The 16,995-nt window shown below is 65.7% G+C and carries 14 protein-coding genes and 1 pseudogene; 5 read left to right on the forward strand and 10 right to left on the reverse strand.

The features are described from left to right. Positions 1-3 precede the first annotated feature (3 nt). The 8 genes from L0U85_RS13060 to L0U85_RS13095 form a co-directional block, all read right to left on the reverse strand. Positions 4-1,713, reverse strand: coding sequence for an AMP-binding protein (locus L0U85_RS13060; RefSeq protein WP_241378200.1), 1,710 nt, complete (start codon positions 1,711-1,713; stop codon positions 4-6). A 5-nt stretch (positions 1,714-1,718) separates the two neighbouring features. Further along, entirely contained in the window at positions 1,719-2,489 is a 771-nt protein-coding gene (locus tag L0U85_RS13065; RefSeq protein WP_241378201.1) for a sulfotransferase, read from the reverse strand. A 53-nt stretch (positions 2,490-2,542) separates the two neighbouring features. Next, positions 2,543-3,559, reverse strand: coding sequence for an ATP-grasp domain-containing protein (locus L0U85_RS13070; RefSeq protein ID WP_241378202.1), 1,017 nt, complete (start codon positions 3,557-3,559; stop codon positions 2,543-2,545). Positions 3,560-3,570: 11 nt separating this feature from the next. Continuing rightward, on the reverse strand, positions 3,571-4,542 hold the full coding sequence (locus tag L0U85_RS13075; RefSeq protein ID WP_241378203.1) for a radical SAM protein: 972 nt from the start codon (positions 4,540-4,542) through the stop codon (positions 3,571-3,573). Between the two features lie 46 nt (positions 4,543-4,588). Continuing rightward, the gene (locus L0U85_RS13080) at positions 4,589-6,136 is read right to left on the reverse strand and encodes a hypothetical protein (protein WP_241378204.1); all 1,548 of its coding nucleotides are present in this window, start codon (positions 6,134-6,136) and stop codon (positions 4,589-4,591) included. 899 nt (positions 6,137-7,035) lie between these two features. After that, a complete protein-coding gene (locus tag L0U85_RS13085) occupies positions 7,036-7,350 on the reverse strand; it encodes a DinB family protein (RefSeq protein ID WP_241378205.1) in 315 nt (104 codons plus the stop codon). Between the two features lie 93 nt (positions 7,351-7,443). Continuing rightward, a complete protein-coding gene (mqnP, locus tag L0U85_RS13090) occupies positions 7,444-8,328 on the reverse strand; it encodes a menaquinone biosynthesis prenyltransferase MqnP (RefSeq protein ID WP_241378206.1) in 885 nt (294 codons plus the stop codon). Next, on the reverse strand, positions 8,321-9,790 hold the full coding sequence (locus L0U85_RS13095) for a menaquinone biosynthesis decarboxylase (protein ID WP_277605762.1): 1,470 nt from the start codon (positions 9,788-9,790) through the stop codon (positions 8,321-8,323). The genes mqnP and L0U85_RS13095 overlap by 8 nt, the downstream gene beginning before the upstream one ends. Positions 9,791-9,990: 200 nt before the next feature. Between L0U85_RS13095 and L0U85_RS13100 the strand changes: the two genes are divergently transcribed. After that, entirely contained in the window at positions 9,991-11,592 is a 1,602-nt protein-coding gene (locus L0U85_RS13100; protein ID WP_241378208.1) for an MFS transporter, read from the forward strand. 14 nt (positions 11,593-11,606) lie between these two features. Further along, positions 11,607-12,236 carry a TetR/AcrR family transcriptional regulator gene (locus tag L0U85_RS13105; RefSeq protein WP_241378209.1) on the forward strand — a complete coding sequence of 210 codons (630 nt, stop codon included), beginning with the start codon at positions 11,607-11,609 and terminating at the stop codon, positions 12,234-12,236. A 106-nt stretch (positions 12,237-12,342) separates the two neighbouring features. Here L0U85_RS13105 and L0U85_RS13110 read toward each other — a convergent pair whose 3' ends face one another. Continuing rightward, positions 12,343-14,109 carry a glycoside hydrolase family 6 protein gene (locus L0U85_RS13110; protein WP_241378210.1) on the reverse strand — a complete coding sequence of 589 codons (1,767 nt, stop codon included), beginning with the start codon at positions 14,107-14,109 and terminating at the stop codon, positions 12,343-12,345. A 608-nt stretch (positions 14,110-14,717) separates the two neighbouring features. Further along, a complete protein-coding gene (locus L0U85_RS13115) occupies positions 14,718-14,933 on the reverse strand; it encodes a BldC family transcriptional regulator (protein ID WP_241378211.1) in 216 nt (71 codons plus the stop codon). Between the two features lie 227 nt (positions 14,934-15,160). On the opposite strand from L0U85_RS13115, the gene L0U85_RS21350 reads away from it, so the two are divergent. The 3 genes and pseudogenes from L0U85_RS21350 to L0U85_RS13130 all read left to right on the forward strand — a co-directional run. Next, positions 15,161-15,634: an Lrp/AsnC family transcriptional regulator gene (locus tag L0U85_RS21350; RefSeq protein WP_241378212.1), complete on the forward strand. Its 474-nt coding sequence runs from the start codon at positions 15,161-15,163 to the stop codon at positions 15,632-15,634. Next, positions 15,621-16,691, forward strand: a complete 1,071-nt coding sequence (locus L0U85_RS13125) for a PLP-dependent cysteine synthase family protein (RefSeq protein WP_241378213.1) — start codon at positions 15,621-15,623, stop codon at positions 16,689-16,691. The genes L0U85_RS21350 and L0U85_RS13125 overlap by 14 nt, the downstream gene beginning before the upstream one ends. Before the next feature lie 117 nt (positions 16,692-16,808). Next, positions 16,809-16,995, forward strand: a pseudogene (locus L0U85_RS13130) (RICIN domain-containing protein); the annotation flags it as partial.

A 16,995-nucleotide genomic window follows, 5' to 3' on the forward strand; every position in this document is an offset into this window, starting at 1 on the left:
TCCTCACAACTCGCTGCGGCGCAGTTTCCCGGCTTCGTTCCGGGGCAGGCTGGGGACGAACTCGTACGACGCGGGCCGCTTGGCCGTGGCCAGGTGGGCGGCGCAGTGCGCTTCGGCGTCGGCCTGGCTTGGAACGGGGCTGCCTTCGGCTCGTACCAGGAGCGCGTGGGGACGCTGGCCGAGAGCGTCGTGGGGGCGGGCGACCACTGCCGCGTCGGCCACGCCTGCCAGGTCGAGCAGTACCGCCTCGATCTCGGCGGGATACACCGTCACTCCGCCGACGTTGATGGCGTCCTTGCGCCGGTCCGCGAGGTACAGGTAGCCGTCCTCATCGAGGTGGCCGAGATCGCCGACGGACCGGAATCCGTCGTGTTCGCGCAGCTGCGGGCCGCCGCCGAGGTACAGCGGCTGGGTCGCTCCGGGGGCGCTCAGGAAGATCTCGCCGATCGTTCCGGGGGGCAGCCGGTTCCCGTCTTCGTCGAGGATGCGGACGACCACGCCGTCGGCGGGCCGGCCCACGCTCCCGGGGTGGGCGAGCCACTCGTCCCCTCGGATCCTGGTGAAGCCGATGTTCTCGGTCGAGCCGTAATCCTCGTAGACGCGCTCGGGAGGCAGGAGCTCCAGCCACCGCCGCTTGACGGACGGGGGGCAGGGGCCTGACTGGTGGTACAGGACTTCGACGCTGCTGAGGTCGAAGGTGTCGGCGTCCTTCACCGAGGCCACGGTCCGCATGATCGTCGGCACCGTCACGAGGAAGTTCACCCGGTGCCGTTCGATGAGCTCCAGGAAGAGCCGCGGTGAGAACATCTCCATGACGACGACGCGGTGGCCCATGGCCAGTCCGTTGTGGAGTTCGAGGAAGCCCCCGTGATACATCGGCAGGGAGACGAGCTGGGTCTGGTCGGGACGCATGCCTGGCAGCCGGTATCCCGCCGGCGCGGGCGCGTCCGGGTCGTACAGCCACGGGTGGCGACGCCGGATGACCCGGGGGGTGCCCGTGCTGCCGCCGCTCAGCACCGCCGACCACGGGGTGCCGCGAGGTGGCGGCGGGGTTTCGTCGGTTCCGGCGAGCAGCGGGCCGGGGGCGAGGTCTCCCGGCCGGTTGCCGATGACGATGGCGTCGGGGAGCTTCTTGAGCACAGCGGCGTGTTCCCGGTCCGGCAGCGCCGGGTTCACCGGCAGCACCAGGGCACCGAGCTTCCATGCCGCGAGTGTGGCCGTGATGTGCGCGATCCCGTTGGGAAGGCTGACGACCACGACGCTGTCGCCGCTTGCGCCGGCCTCCTGCAGGACGTGTGCGGCGGCGTTGCTCCGCCGTTCCAGATCGCCCCATGTCACGGCGGTCTCGTCGCCGTTGGGTCGGACCATGATGACGGCGGGCCGGTCAGGCCGATCGGCGGCCAGGACGGCGATCCGTTCGCCGATGCGGACTTGGTCGCGTTCCGTGCCGCGGGGCGGGTCCGGTTGCGGGGCGTTCGCGCTGATGAGCTCGACGAGGCCGGAGAAGTCCTTGCCCAGTAGGACGTCGAAGTGTTCGACGATGTCCACCTCGGCGCCCGTCCGCTCCTCGATGAGGGCGTGCAGCATGATCACCTGCACTGAGCTGCCGCCGAGTTCGAAGAACTTCTCGTCGTCGGCGACCGGTCTTCCCGGAGGCTGGCCGAGCACTTCCAGCCACAGTGCCGCCAGGACGTCGCGAAAGGTGCTTTCCATGATTCTCAACTGCCGCTCGTGGTTAGGCGCTTGGCGTGGAGCTGCTCGTAAAAGGGGAGGCAGGCGTCCACGACCTGCTGCATTGCTTCGGTGTCTTCAGGTGTCTCGGAGGCGTGCTTCCGTTCCTCGTCGGCGATGAAGCCGGTGGAGGTCTGCACGGTCGCGTACCACGGGTCGCCGAGCGAAGGGTCGGTCGCCCTCCGCCCCGAGGGCCAGGCGAGCATGCCCGGATCGAAGGGCACGCCGAGCGCTTCGCACAGCGCTTCGAGATGGCTTTCGGGGTCCGAGAGGAGATCGGAGGCGTCCAGGATTGGCGGCGCCTGACCGGTTCTGGCGGAGAGCAGGTCATGGACCTCCGCCAGTTCCCGCCAGCCCAGGTCGTGCGCGGTCATGTCGGGGCGGATCCGGTGGTAGGAAGCGGCCACCAGACTCGGATGGCGGATGAGGAGGAAATGGGCCATGCCGTCCATCCACTCCCGCGGCGTGGTCGGCAGCAGGTGCAGCGAGTGGTGCTTCTGGAACCATATGGACTTGCCGTCCGGGATGGGCCCCTGCAGGTCCGCGACCACGGCGGCGCTGTCGGTCTCCATCATGGCCAGGGACTCCTCGCGCCCCGGCCGATCGGCCCCGGTCTCCTTGAGAAAGCAGCCGTAGAAGGGCTCGTCGAGGACGGCCGTATCGCTTCGGCTCTCCCAGGCTCGCAGCATCGCGGTCGAGAGCGCCCGCGGTACGGACCACATGGCGATGCGCTGTTCCTCCAGTTGTTCCCGTGGCATGGTCTCCCTCTGCTTTGAATGGTCCCGTCGTCCGGATTGCTTCGCAGCGGCCTTCATCTGCCGATGGCCAGCGGCGATGTCCCGTACGGCGGCGCGGCGTCGTCGAGCACCATCTGGATGACCCGTCCGACCGTCAGCTCGGCGGCCCGAGCCGAGACCGCGAAGGACGCCTTGTCCAGTCCGAGTTGGGGATTCGCGTTCATCTCCAGGAAGTGGCAGCGGCCGTCGGGAGTCACGCGGCAGTCCAGGCGCGCGTAGTCCCGCAGGCCGAGCGCCGCGAAGGCCGTCTCCACCATCGCGTACAGCTCCTTCCGCAGGGCCTGCGGCCAATCCTCTACCGATTCGTAGTGCACTCCCGCCTTGCTGGCCTTGCCCATCGCGTCGAAGACGAACGGGCCGCCCGAATGCAGCCGGTCGTGGCGCAGCGCCACGGCAGGGAGGCAGCTGCTGCGGCTGCGTCCGATCACGGGGACCGTGACGTCCACTCCGTCGATGTACTCCTGGACGAGGATCGGCTGGCGCAGTGCGTCGTGCAATCCCCCGACGGCTGCGGACAGCTCCTTCTCCTCGTTCGGCACCAGGGCGAGGCCGATGCTCGATTCCTCATATGCGGGCTTGACCACCAGATGAGAAGCCCCCGAGAAGGCCTCCGTCAGACGCCCGGCTTGGTCCGTGGAAAGGGGACCGACGACGAGTTCCTCTCGGGGACAGGAGAACCCGTGGCTGCGCATCAGCGCCGAGGCGTGCGGCTTGTTCGCACTCATGTACAGACCGAACGGCGTCGCCCCCGCGTACGGGATACCCCTGCCCTCGAGGACGAGCGTCGGCCGGACGCTTTCGTTGAGCAGCCCGAACCCGTAGGTATAGTTGAACACCGTCTTGCCGTCGACGAGTTCGGGCCAGTGGGCGTCCCCGGCGTCGACCGCCTGCATCGAGGGCACATAGCGCCGGAGGTGCTCGACCAGCCGGTCTATGCTCTCCCGGGACTCGAGATTGGCGCTCGCCTGGGCGAGCATCGCTTCGCCCACGTTCTCGACTTCCGGAATGTAGCTGAGAAAGACTACTTCCATCTGCCGGCGACCTAGCCTTCCTCGATCACTTTCCACGAGTCGGTGTCGAGGGGGAGTTCATCGAAGTCGTGTACGACCGACCGGTCCCACTTCCAGTGGTTCGTGGGAACGACCACCTTGCCTCGCGCGCCCGGGAGGTCGAGCACATGCTGGGGGAACGCGAGTCCGCTCATTCTCTCGCGGAGTTCGGACATGATCCGGACCTCGTCTTCGAAGTCCATCTCGAAGCGCTCGGTCGTCACGATCCTCTGGCAGTGGTAGATGTAGTAGGGCCGGACGCCGAGCTGGAACAGCTGGAGGAACATGTCGTGCAGCGTCTCGACGTCGTCGTTCACGCCCTTCAAGAAGACGCTCTGGCTGATGAGGATGTACCCCATCGCACGGAACTCCCGGATGAGCTCCTTCACTTCAGGGGTCAGCTCGTCGGGGTGGTCGATGTGCAGACTCAGGTAGACGGTCGGCTTCGCGGTGGCCAACCGGCGCATCAAGTCGAGGTTGACCTGCTGCGGCGACTGCATCGGGAACCGAGTGTGGATGCGCAGGACCTTGATGTGGTCCAATTCGCGCATGCTGTCGAAGACCTGTTCCATGCCCTTCGGGTTCATCAGCGGGTCGCCGCCGCTGAGGATGATCTCGTAGAGGGACGGGTCGTTGGCGATATAGGTGATGACATCGTCGATCTGGTCGGGCCGGAGACGGCCCACGCGGTCGAGTCCGACCCCGACTCGGTCCTGCCTTTCGCAGTACCGGCAGTTCGCGGCGCAGGTGTAGGAGAGCAGCACCAGGAGGCGTCCGTCGAATTTGCGGACGGTTCCGAAGAGCGGGCTGTTCGTCTTCTCGTTGAGCAGGTCGCGACCGGTGTCCGCGGGGACGTCCTCGAACTCCGGGTTGAAGGAGTACATGGTCTTGATGGCGTCGCTCTTGGTCGCCAGGTTGCGAAGGTGCAGCGTCGTCTTCTCGGCGAATCGCGATTCGTCGGTCATTGGTTCCTCCAATGTAAGCTTTGCGGCATTGTTCTTGCGGGATGGTTCATCGAACGACGATGATGTCGAGGACGTTCGGTTCTCTTGGCTCGGCGTATTCGAAGGGGTAGAACGAGTCCAGGACGGCCGGCTTGTGGAGCACCTTCTCCGGCGGTGAGATCCTCAGCGCTCCGATGCGATCGCTCGAGATGCGCGTGCATGCGGAGGTCCGCATCGCGATCATCTGGATCCATGGAATGTCACGATCGAGGAAGTCGAACGCGAGCGGATATCTCACGGCCGCGATCGATGTCTGCTCATTGCGGTTCACGATGACGATCTCGCCGGCATCCTCGATTCCCGGGATGACGTGGAGTTCGGAGAAGCCTGCGCTGTACTTCTCGACCCGATACACGGACACGGACTCGGGACTCGCGTCCGTGACCGCGTGAATCAGGTCGCTGTTGGCGGCCGCGTCCAACTCGGTAAGGGAGAGCGATGCCGATCGGCCTTCGACGACCCGCACGGCGACCGCTTCGGTCACAGGTATCGGGCCGGGTTGGAAGACGTCGAAACCTTGACCGTAGGTTCGTGCTCCATCCGGCCCTTCGACCGGCTCTCCCAGATCGAGGACCTGAGCCTGCTCATCGAGGGCGTCGACTTCGTCGGCCTTGGCGTATCCGCGCACCAGCGTGTTGAACCGCTTGCCTTTCGCGGTGCCCGCGGTCTTGTCGCCGGCCGCGTCCATGATGGGGAGTGCGCAGTGGTAGGGCAGCATCATCGGTCCGGGAAACCGGGGAACCTCGCTGAAGAACATCCCCACTGATTCGCCGGGGTACAGAGGGAAGAGGTATCGATCGCCGTTCGGGTGCTCGAAGGCGGTGCCGGAGACCGTGCCGTCCTGCATGTCCCAGTCGATGAGCGTGAGGTCCTGGACCAGTCGGTAGTCCCGTTCCCCGTTCGGGATCCGCGCCAGGTCGCGATACTGCTTCACCAGACGGTCGCGGTGGAACCGGAGACCGTCGCCGTTCGCCACGATGGCCATCTCTTTGGACGGATGCTGGATCCGCACGCCCAGTGCGTCCTCGACGTCCGCGACCTGGCTCGCGAAATAGTCCTCCAGGTGGTGGCTGCTGGAATCGTCGATGTAGTAGTCCTCGCGGCTGCGGTCGCGATTGCTCAGCCACAGTGGTACGAATTCGGAAACCTCGCACGGAGGAGAGGTCGCTTCGGTCGTGAGGACGAGATTGTCGGTGACGAGCTCGATGAGCCCTTCGACGTGCTCGTGCTTCTCAGCGCTCATGTAGAAGTAGATCTCGGTATCGCCGAATGACGCCCGGTAGATGCCCGTGTTCCCAGCTCGACCCGGAATGGCAGGCCGATCGGCGATCCGCTGATCTCCGGTGGCGGTGCGCGTGCGCTGCGGACGCAGCTCGATCCCGAACCAGCCCGAAAGCAGGCGGCCGACGGCCTCTTCGTTATACGTCGTGAAGTGGCTTTCAGATTCGACATGTTCGAAGTACTGCTGCAGGACCATGATCTTCGCGTTCTCGGAGAGAACGGAAGTGGTCTTGATCGCCGATGCAGAGTAATCGTTGTTCTGCAGGAACGACATTACTAGCCGCAAGTTGCTTTCGGCTTGATGCTGCGAGGGCTCGTTGGATCCGTCGGCAAGCTCTCCCAGGATCTCTTCAATCTGCCTCGTGGTCCCCTGAGGATTGTCGGCCATATTCGAAATCACCCTAACTTCGATGCGAGCGGCTTCAATCGGCTTCGTTTCCACCCGGCGCTTCGCAGGATGCAATAAGCCAAACAGCGATGGAACACTTCCACACCGCCGAACCGGTTCAGATTGCGTTGAATCTCCACTTCAGAGGAATGAATACAGACGGAGGGCTGGATCCGGCTGAGTCCCTACAAGGCATCCGGTTGACAGGAGTGGTCGGCGAGGGGTGCGGGGCCCTTCTGTGTTTGGGATCTTGCTCGCGGGGTATGCGAGCGCTTTCAACAATTCGGAATCCTACCGGCAGGTGCGTGCTATCGCAACCACAAAGTTCGAATCGACGCTTATCTCAATTGCAATGACTACGATCCGTAGCGATAGACCTCGGGAGCAGATGATCGAGTTTACAAGTGTCGGAATTCCATGGATCAATGACTACAAACCGTAACTATGTGACGTATGACACTATTTCTCGCGTATGTCAGCGTAGTAACCCATCCATGGCTTGCTCAGATCTGCTCATGATGGGTGTTACCGCTGGTGGGCCTGCAACTGAAGGAAGAGCGCGCTCGCCGAAGCTGAAACAAGTGCTATTGCTGGGGCGCGGGGTTGAAGCACGGATCGGTTCGGGCAACCCGAGACCGGTGCCGTAAGACGCTGGACCTGGTCCATATGCCTCAGATTGGTGGACCTGACCGCCTACTGCAACTCATCACCTCACCGGCGAGTTCAAGGGCGCGGTGTTCGAGTCGGTGGACTTGTCCGGCGCGGTGATCCGCGGCTCGGACCTGTCAGGGCTCAAGATCTCGGGGTCTGACATCGCCGGTGTGCGCTCGGACCTGGGCCATCCGGTCCGCCCGGACCGCCATCACCTCCTCAAGCGAAGGCCGTGCCTCCAGGTCGATGCCGATCTCCGCCGCCCCATCGGCCGGATAGAACTCCGGCGGCAATCCGAGCCGATGGAACGGGCGCGGCTCGCCGCGGATCATCCGACCGATCCACACGTCCATCGCGAACACCAGGTGCCGCAGCGTCTCGACGAACGACCACTCGCCGTCGACGCGCTCATGCAGGGCCGCTTCGGGCAGCCGCTCGGCGCGCGCCATCGTCTCCTCCCCACCGAGGCCGGGTTCGAAGAGCGCCACGTGGTCAGAACACCGAGGCAGAGCATGCGCTTTAACCGGCGGCCTGCGTTCTCGCTAGCGGAGCGCGAGGTCCGCCAGCGCGAACACGAACAGCGCGATCGCCACGAATCCGTTCGCTGTGAAGAACGCCCGGTTCACCTTTGACAGGTCGTTCGGCTTCACGATGGTGTGCTCCCACGCCAGGACCGCGCCGACCAGCACCAGGGCGAGCCAGTACAGGAGCCCGAACTCGGTCAGTGCCCCGAACCAGGCGAACATCACCCAGGCCACCACGTGCGTCGCCGTCGACGCCGTCAGCGCGCTCTGCACGCCCCACTTCGCCGGGGTCGACCTCACTCCGATCCTTCTGTCCACTTCGGCGTCCTGGCAGGCGTAGATCAGGTCGAAGCCGCCGATCCACAGCCCCACGGCCAGCCCCAGCACGATCGCTGGTCCTGAGCCTTCGAAGTCGCCGGTCACCGCCAGCCATGCGCCCACAGGTGCGACCATCTGGGCCAATCCCAGCACCGCGTGCGGGTAGTCGGTGAACCGCTTCGCGTACGGGTAGACGATCAGCGGGACCACGGCCAGGGGGCTCAGCGCCAGGCATAGCGGGTTGAGCATCGCGGCAGCGGTCACGAAGACGACCAGGCTCACCGCGCAGCCGGCATAGGCGGTCCGCAGTGAGATCTTCCCGGTCACGAGCTCGCGTTGGGCCGTCCTGGGGTTGGCGGCGTCGATCTTGCGGTCGATGATCCGGTTGGCGGCCATGGCGAGCGTGCGCCCGGAGACCATCGCGACGGTCACGAGTACGAGCACGCCCCAGCTGAAGGCGTCCTCCAGCTCCATCACGGTCAGGGTCGCTAGGTAGGCGAAGGGCAGGGCGAAGATCGAGTGTTCGAACGCGACGAGCTTCAGGAAGTCGCGCACATGGTTGGGGTGGGGGGCGAGTTCAGCCAAGTCCGTACTCTTTCCAGCGGCGGTCGACGGTGGCCTTCACCGCCGAGCTCATCCGAGTCTCCTCGGGCCAACCGCGCGTGTAGCCCTCCTCGGGCCACTTCGCGGTCGCGTCGATCCCGGCCTTGCCGCCCCAGAACTGGTGGTAGGAGGCGTGGTCGAGGTGGTCCACGGGTCCTTCGGCCACCTGGAGGTCCTTCGCGTAGTCGACGTTGCCGAACGCGCGCCACGCCACCTCGCGGTAGTCGTGGACGTCGCAGTCGGCGTCGACGACGACGATGAGCTTGGTGAGGCTCATCAACTGGAGTCCCCAGATCGCGCTCATGACCTTCTGGGCGTGCTTGGGGTACTTCTTGTCGATCGAGACGATCACGCAGTTGTGGAAGCCTCCGGCGTCGGGCATGTCGTAGTCGACCACCTCGGGGATCATGATCTTGACGAGCGGCAGGAAGATCCGCTCGGTGGCCTTGCCGAGCCCGTAGTCCTCCTGGGGCGGGGCCGAGGTGATGATCGTGTGGTAGATCGGCTTCTCGCGCATCGTCATCGCTTCGACGTGCATGATCGGGAACGGCTCCACCGGCGTGTAGAAGCCGGTGTGGTCCCCGAAGGGCCCTTCGGGGAGGCGCTCGCCGGGCTCGGCCCAGCCTTCGAGGATGATCTGCGAGGTCGCGGGGACTTGGAGCGGCACGGTCAGGCAGTCGACCATCTCGACGCGTTCGCCGCGCAGGAACCCTGCGAAGAGGTATTCGTCGATGTCGGGAGGGAGGGGCGCGGTGGCGGCGTAGGCCATGATCGGGTCGGGCCCGATGGCGATGGCGACGGGCAGCCGCTCGCCGCGCCGTTCGGCCTCGGCGTAGTGGCCGGTGGAGTTCTTGTGGATCTGCCAGTGGAGGCCGATGGTTCGCTCGTCGTGCTGCTGGAGCCGGTAGAGGCCGACGTTGCGCTTGCCGGTCTCGGGGTGCTTGGTGTGCGTGAGTCCGAAGTTGTGGAAGACGCCGCCGTCGCCGGGCCATACTTGGAGTCCGGGCAGGAGGTTGAGGTCGACGTCTTCGCCCTTGAGCACGACCTCCTGGCACGGGGCCCTGCGGATCTTCTTGGGCGGTACGGATTTCAGCTGCATGAGCTTGCCGAGGCCGTCGCGGATGCCCGCCCATCCGACGGGCAGGTCGGGTTTGGCCAGTTCGCCGATGCGTTCGCCGATCTGGTCGAGGTCGTCGACGCCGAGGGCCTTGGCCATGCGCGGGAGGGTCCCGAACAGGTTGATCGCGAGCGGTATGTCGCTGCCGGAGGGGTTGTCGAACAGCAGCGCGGGGCCGCCGTTGCGGATGACTCGCTGGGTTATCTCGGAGATCTCCAGGTTCGGGTCCACCTCGGCGCTGATGCGTTTGAGCTCGCCGTCGGCCTGGAGCGCAGCGAGGAAGGACTGGAGGTCGTCATACGGAAATTTCGCAGCCACGACGCCCATTCAACCACCTTCGGAGGCGCTCCGGGACGCAGAAAGACGGAGCGGGTCGACCTGTCACATGTCGGCGGTAGGTTTTCATGTGACGCACATTACGATACGGTACCGTATCGTTTCGAAAAGGCTTAGTCTGAGACGCAACACCACCGCCGGGCGACGCTCCGGCCGAAACAGATCCCGAATCCACCGAGAATGGAAACCTCGTGACTGAAACCGGTTCCGTCCCAGCACAAGAGGCACAGCCCTCGGAGGACGTCGGCCACCCCAGAAGGTGGGCGATCCTCGGTGTGCTGGTCGTCAGCCTCATCGTCGTCGTCCTGGACAACACCGTCCTCAACGTCGCCATGAAGACACTCGCCGACCCGAACCACGGCGTCGGCGCCAGCCAGAGCGAACTGGCCTGGATGATCAACTCCTACACCCTCGTCTTCGCCGGCCTCCTGTTCGCCGCCGGCGTCATCGGCGACCGGGTCGGCCGCAAGCGCATGCTCCTGATCGGCCTCGTCGTCTTCGGCACCGCCTCGCTGCTGTCGGCCTACTCCGCGACCCCCGACCAGCTCATCTGGTACCGGGCCCTCATGGGCGCCGGCGCGGCCGTCATGATGCCGTCGACGCTCTCGCTTCTGCGCGACGTCTTCTCCAACAAGGAGTTCCCCAAAGCCCTCGGCATCTGGACCGGCGCGGTCGGCATCGGCGGCGCCGTCGGCCCGATCGTCGGCGGCGCGCTCCTGGAGCGCTTCTGGTGGGGCTCGGTCTTCCTCATCAACGTGCCGATCGTGATCTTCGGCATCATCGCGATCATCGTCCTCGCCCCCGAGTCCAAGGGCAGCCAGGCCAGGCCGGACCTGGTCGGGATGGCCCTGTCCATGCTCGGCCTCGTCAGCCTCACCTACGGCATCATCGAGGCCGGCGACGCGGGCTCGTGGACCGGCGTCGAGGTCTGGGGAGCCATCGCTCTCGGCGTGCTCATCCTGGTCGGATTCGTCCTGTGGGAGCGGCACATCCCGTACGCCTCGCTCGACATGAAGCTGTTCAAGAGCACCCGTTTCTCGGCCTCTTCGGCGATCATCACGCTCACCTTCTTCGGCATGATGGGCCTGATGTTCTTCATGACCTTCTACCTCCAGCTGCTCAAGGGCTTCACGCCGCTGGAGACCGGACTGCTCTTCCTTCCGTTCGGCGCGTCCATGCTCGTCTTCGCGCCGCTGTCGAACGGCATGGTCCAGCGCTTCGGCGCCAAGACCGTGGGCATCGTCGCGATGCTGCTGGTCATGACGAACTTCGCGGTCACCGGCCTCGTCTTCGACGCCGAGACCTCGGTCTGGGTCGTCATCGGCCTGTTCTTCATCACCGGCGCCGGCATGGCCAACCTCATGCCGCCCGCGATGAACACGCTCATGTCCTCGGTGTCCAAGGAGCGGGCCGGCGTCGCCTCCGCCCTCGGCAACACTCTGCGCCAGACCGGCGGCGCGCTCGGCGTCGCCGTGCTCGGCACCGTCATGGCCCAGTCCTACCGTTCGGAGATCACCGACGCGGCCCCGCAGCTGCCAGACGCGGCGAGGGAGTCCTACGCCTCCACCTACGGCGCAATCGAGACCGGCGCCATTCCGGCGGAGGCGGTCGGGGCGGTCACGCAGGCGGCGAACGAATCGTTCGTCACCGCCCTGCACGTCACCGCTCTCACCGCCGTCGGCGTCGGACTCATCGGCCTGATCGTCATCGCCGCGTTCTTCCCGGGCAAGCGGCCCCGCACACCCGAGGCCCGGTCCGAGCAGGCCGCCGAGCGGGCCATGACCGAGGCCTGAGGGAAGATAGCGCCGTGAAACCCATCGAGCAGCTCGACGACCAATCGCGATGCGCCAAGCCGACCGTCAAGGGGCGGCCGCGCAGCAGCGAGGCCAGCAACGCGATCATCCAGGCCGCCCTCGACCTCATCGCAGAAGAGGGCAACACCGGGGAGGTCTCGATGGAGCGGGTCGCCGAGCGCTCGGGGGTCTCCAAGGCCACCATCTACCGACGCTGGTCCTCCAAGGAGGAGCTCATCGCCGTCGCCGTCGACAGCCTGAAGGCGCCGGTCGACATCGAACTGCCGCACACCTCCGTGCGCGACGACCTGCTCACCATCGTGAGGCGTATGAGCAAGCAGTTCACCGATCGCGAGCAGGCGGTGCTCAACTGCGTGGCGCTGGAGATGCGATCCAACCCCGAGCTTCGGAAGTTCCACGAGGAGTTCCACGAGCGCCGCCGCGACCTGGTCCGGAGGGTCTTCCGGCTCGGCATCGAACGCGGCGAGCTGCGGCCCGACATGGACGTCGAGCTGTCCGTGGTCATGCTCGTCGCCCCGATCCTGTCGATCAAGACCTACGGCAACTGGCCTGAACTCGAGACCGAGAGCCTCGGCGAGAAGGTCATCGACCACCTGCTCGGCGGCCTCTACCGACGCGAATAGGACGGGGCCCCGCCGTCCCGCGGGGCCCCGTCTTCGGAAGGAACCGAGAATCCGGTCTGTTGTGCGTCCCGGCACCGCCACTCATGGAGCCGGGACGCTCGCCGTGCTAGTTGATCGGCGGGTAGGCGTTCTCCAGCAGCTCCTGGAACTGCTCGGAGGACCAGTGGCCCGAGATGGGCATGTTGTCCCTGGCTCCCGAGGGGTTGTTCCCGTTGCGGGGGTTGCCCTGGTAGTCGGGGTCGCACATCTCGTCGAAGCCCTTGCCCTCGTCGTTGTCGATGAGCTCCGAGGAACCGTCCGACTCGCCCGGAGGCTTGATCCACACGTAGGCGTCGATCCACGGCTCAGGCGACGCCTGGGGACGTTCGCCGAGGCCCGCGCCGGCCTGGTTGCACCAGTTGCCCTTCTGGATCCGCTGGTCGATCCGCGACTCGTCGACGAACTCCACCGGGTCGTTCGAGCTCGACGGGCCGGTGGGCCGGTAGTCGCCGCCCCAGCCGTTGCGCGAGGTGTCGATCAGCATGCCGATGTTCTGGTTGTAGCCGTTGTCGATAAGCTCCTCACGGAAGGCCTGCGTGAAGTCCTTCTCGCTGTTGAAGTCGTTCCAGTCGACCCAGGGCAGGTCCGGGTTCTGGTTCAGCGGCTGGCCGCCGACGTTCTGGTCGACCTCCCAGTAGGGCTCCTCCAGCACCGAGTAGTTCGCGGTGTTGGAGATGAACCCGTGCACGTCGTCGGCCGTCATGCCGTTCTGGCCGATGAGGGAGCCGAACAGCTCCGCCGAGGCGTGGAAGTTGTCGTACTGCGGGTCCTGGTCGCCCCAACCGATCCAGCCGTGGTGGCCGGCGTCGATGTAGTTGTAGGTGTTCGGCAGTGAGCCCAACTCGGCGGCGGCGTACGAGACGCCGTCCTCGTAGTTGCCGTTGGCCAGCATCTCATCGCAGTTGGCGGTCGCGGTCTCGCGCGGGGAGACGTTGGTGACGAGGTTCGGCAGCGAGTCGATCTCGATGACGTTGACGATCTTGAGGTCGGCGTAGGCCGGGTCGCCCATGATGTCGACGATCTCGTCGATGTACTCGGTCTTGTACTCGTCGATCTGGTCCGGACCGAGCTGGCCGTTGGAGGCCAGCGCCGCGCAGTCGCGTCCGGGCAGGTTGTAGATGACGATCTGGATGAGGTCCGCGCCCTGGGAGACGGCCTCGTCGAGGTGGTCTGCCAGTCCGTAGGAGCCGGTGGTCGGTGAACCGTTGCCGTAGATGGCGCTGGTCTGGTCGAGCCATACGCCGGTGGGCTCGTTGGCGACCGCGTCGCCGCCCGGCTCGGCAGCCGCGTTGGCCGACCAGATCGGGTTGACGTAGACCTGCGCGCCGTCATAGGGGTTGTCGACCTTGTCGCCGGGATCTCCGGTGCCGGGACTCGTCGGATCTTCGCCGGGGGTGGTCGTCTCGCCGCCGCCGCCCTGTCCATCGCAGACGTCGCCGTTCACGGAGATCTGCGCCGGAGCGGAGGAGCTGCCGTTGCCGACGAATCCGAACACCTCGCGGCTCTCTCCGGAGGCGATGGAGGCGTTCCATCCGACGTCCGAACCGGTGAACGTCGTGCCGCTCTGGCTCCAGTCGACGTTCCACGCGCTCGAGACGGTGGTCCCGCTGGGGAAGTCCCAGCTCATGTTCCAGCCGTTGATCGGTTCGTTCGCGGTGATGGTGACGCTCGCCTGGAAGCCGCCGCCCCAGCTGCTGACTACGTTGTAGTCGACTTCGCAGCCTTCTTCGGCGGACGCGTGGTTCGCCGTGGCGATCGTCAGAGCGCTGGCACCGAGCGCTGCGACGGCGATGCCGGTGACCGCTATCCGCTTACGCCTTCGATGTACTTGCATAATTCGATATCCTTCGTGTTCGTAGTCCCTGCCGCGATGCGGCTCTGAATGGGGGTCCCGCTGGGTTCTGGCAACTGCGAAATCGTTCGAGGGTTCGGTCGTGGCGAGGGAAGCGCTCCCAAGCGATGTATTGATAATCTCCGATATTTGGATGGCCTGTCAAGGTTTTCGTGCGGTTATTTCAGGATGGTTTCGAACGGCAAGCGCTTGATCCTGTGAAACCGCTCCCGCGCAAGGGAACTCGTTCCGTCACACAGGTCCCTTCCGGCGCTGCCGTTCCGGGGTGCTGACAGCCGGCGGGAACCGGGGTCGGTCCACCGGCGCGCGCTTCGTGAAAGTCCTGCGTCACGACGACAAGTGAGTATTCCTCCGCATGAGGCAGAATTTCATTCCAAAAGCAGCAAAATATCTGAAAGCGGGCACACAGAAACGCCGGTCGCCGCGCGCTTCTTCCTGGGCCGGGCCCCTTCGGTGGGCCCAGGAGGGCTGCGCGGCACCAGCGCTCGAGGTGCCAGGCTTCGGTTGTATGCCAAGTCTGTGTCGAGTGGAGGGCTCCGGCCCTCTCTTCTCGGCGAGGCTTCGCGGCCTCGATGCGTCCCTGCGGTCGCCTACTGCGGGTTCGAGCCGGATTCGAACGACGCGGCCGCCCCGGCGTCGCCTTCGAGCAGTGCGCGCACCTCCGACTCGCGGAACCGCCGGTGACCGCCGGGTGTACGGATGCTGCCGATCCGACCGGCCGCGGCCCAGCGCGTCACCGTCTTGGGATCGACGCGGAACAGCGAGGCCACTTCGCCAGGCGTGAGTAGGCGGTCCTCGGTCTCCATGATTCCATCCTCCCCGTGATGAATACTCACTTAGTGCGGTTAAACCCATTACATCACTATTCAGTCAAACCTGCCATGAGTTCTTGGACATACTTTCGGCCGGTAGGTTTTGCCTGAAAGTACCAGGCGTATGACCAGGGCTCTCAGGGCTGATTTCGACCCTCTAGGAGTAGTCGGGCATCGTCTGGGCACAGGCCCCGAGAAAAGACTTTGGCTATCCTCGACGAGTGGACGAGATCGATCGGACAATCCTTAACCTGCTGCGCGCCGACGGCCGCACGACCTACGCAGAACTGGCGCGACGGGTCGGTCTCACCGCGCCCTCCGTGCAGGACCGAGTGACCAAACTCGAGAAGAACGGCGTCATCATCGGCTACCAGGCCGTCGTCGACCCCGAGGCCATCGGACTGGGCATAACCGCCCTCATCGGCATCATCCCCGACTCGAGCGCCGAGCACATCAAAATCTACGACCGGCTCAACGACGTTCCCCAGGTCGAATCGTGCTACTTCCTCGCCGGCGTCGAGTGCTACCAGCTCAAGGTCCGCGTCCCCAAGATGGCCGATCTGGAACACCTCATCCACCGCATCTCCGGCATTCCCGGTGTCGCTCAGACGAGAACGACCATCACCCTCTCGACGAAATGGGAAGACCGACCGCAGCCGATCCCGATCGGCGAGGACGAGCATGGAGTCGATTGACCGCAGCCGCGCCCGCTCCTGGACGCACTGGGCCATCACCACCGTCGAGGCCGACGCCAACCGCAGCGCCGACACCCACCTGCTTCCGTTCCCGCTGCCCGCCGCATGGGGCGTCGACCTCTACCTCAAGGACGAATCCGTCCACCCGACCGGCTCGCTCAAGCACCGCCTCGCCCGCTCGCTGTTCCTCTATGCGATCTGCAACGGCTGGATCGACGAGGGAACCACCGTGATCGAGGCCTCCAGCGGCTCGACCGCCGTCAGCGAGGCCTACTTCGCCCGCATGCTCGGCCTGCCGTTCATCGCTGTCATGCCCGCCTCCACCAGCCGCTCCAAGATCGCCCAGATCGAGTTCTACGGCGGCAAGGCCCACCTCACCGAAACCCCGGCGGCGGCCACCGCCGAGGCCGGGCGCCTCGCCGCCGAGACAGGCGGCCACTTCATGGACCAGTTCACCTACGCCGAGCGCGCCACCGACTGGCGGGGCAACAACAACATCGCCGAGTCGATCTTCGACCAGATGCGCCTGGAGCCCCACCCGGTCCCCGCCTGGATCGTCGTCGGCGCCGGCACCGGCGGCACCTCGGCCACCATCGGCCGCTACACCCGCTTCCGCTGCCACCAGACCCGGCTGTGCGTGGCCGACCCCGAACACTCGGCCTACTTCCCGGGCTGGAGGGACGACGACCGCGGCGCCACCGCCGCACGCGGCTCGCGCATCGAAGGCGTCGGTCGCCCGTACTTCGCCGACTCCTTCCTGCCCGACCTGGTCGACAGGATGATGAAGATAGACGACGCCGACTCGATCGCGTGCCTGCGCTGGGCCTCGGAGCGGCTCGGCCGCCCGCTCGGCGGCTCGACCGGCACCAACCTCGTGGCGGCCCTGGCGATCATCGCCGAAATGCGCGAGGCGGGGCAGCGCGGCAGCATCGTCACGCTTCTGTGCGACTCCGGTGAGCGCTACGCCTCGACCTATTTCGACGACGAATGGATCGCCGCCGAGGGGATCGACCTCGCCTCGGCCCGCGAGCGTCTCGCCGAGCTGCTGCCCGCCTGAGCTCGAGGGCTTGTCCAATCGCTCTCAGCGGGTTATGATCTGCGCCATCCATAAATCGATACGTGTATGTGCGTAGATTCCTGGGGCCGTCCCGGCACCCTCCCCCTGGAGAACAACATGAAGAACAGCAGACTCAGGGTCGCTCTGGCGGCCCTCCTCGGCGCGGCCGTGTCCGCAGCCCTGTCCCTTGTCGTCACCGCTCCAGCGCTGGCGCTCGAAACCGGCACCTGGTATCTCCTGCAGTCCCGCCACTCGGGGCTGTACATGGACATCGCCGGGTCCTCGACCTCGAACGGCGCGATGC

The sequence above is a fragment of the Glycomyces sp. L485 genome (assembly GCF_022548875.1).
In the GTDB taxonomy this organism is placed as follows: Bacteria; Actinomycetota; Actinomycetes; order Mycobacteriales; family Micromonosporaceae; genus Glycomyces.

Excerpts from the sequence above, each read along its gene's own strand:
- L0U85_RS13060 (WP_241378200.1), bottom strand. The coding sequence starts at position 1,713 with ATGGAAAGCACCTTTCGCGACGTCCTGGCGGCACTGTGGCTGGAAGTG.
- L0U85_RS13065 (WP_241378201.1), bottom strand. The coding sequence starts at position 2,489 with ATGCCACGGGAACAACTGGAGGAACAGCGCATCGCCATGTGGTCCGTA.
- L0U85_RS13070 (WP_241378202.1), bottom strand. The coding sequence starts at position 3,559 with ATGGAAGTAGTCTTTCTCAGCTACATTCCGGAAGTCGAGAACGTGGGC.
- L0U85_RS13075 (WP_241378203.1), bottom strand. The coding sequence starts at position 4,542 with ATGACCGACGAATCGCGATTCGCCGAGAAGACGACGCTGCACCTTCGC.
- L0U85_RS13080 (WP_241378204.1), bottom strand. The coding sequence starts at position 6,136 with ATGTCGTTCCTGCAGAACAACGATTACTCTGCATCGGCGATCAAGACC.
- L0U85_RS13085 (WP_241378205.1), bottom strand. The coding sequence starts at position 7,350 with ATGGCGCGCGCCGAGCGGCTGCCCGAAGCGGCCCTGCATGAGCGCGTC.
- L0U85_RS13095 (WP_277605762.1), bottom strand. The coding sequence starts at position 9,790 with ATGGGCGTCGTGGCTGCGAAATTTCCGTATGACGACCTCCAGTCCTTC.
- L0U85_RS13110 (WP_241378210.1), bottom strand. The coding sequence starts at position 14,109 with ATGCAAGTACATCGAAGGCGTAAGCGGATAGCGGTCACCGGCATCGCC.
- L0U85_RS13115 (WP_241378211.1), bottom strand. The coding sequence starts at position 14,933 with ATGGAGACCGAGGACCGCCTACTCACGCCTGGCGAAGTGGCCTCGCTG.
- L0U85_RS13125 (WP_241378213.1), top strand. The coding sequence starts at position 15,621 with ATGGAGTCGATTGACCGCAGCCGCGCCCGCTCCTGGACGCACTGGGCC.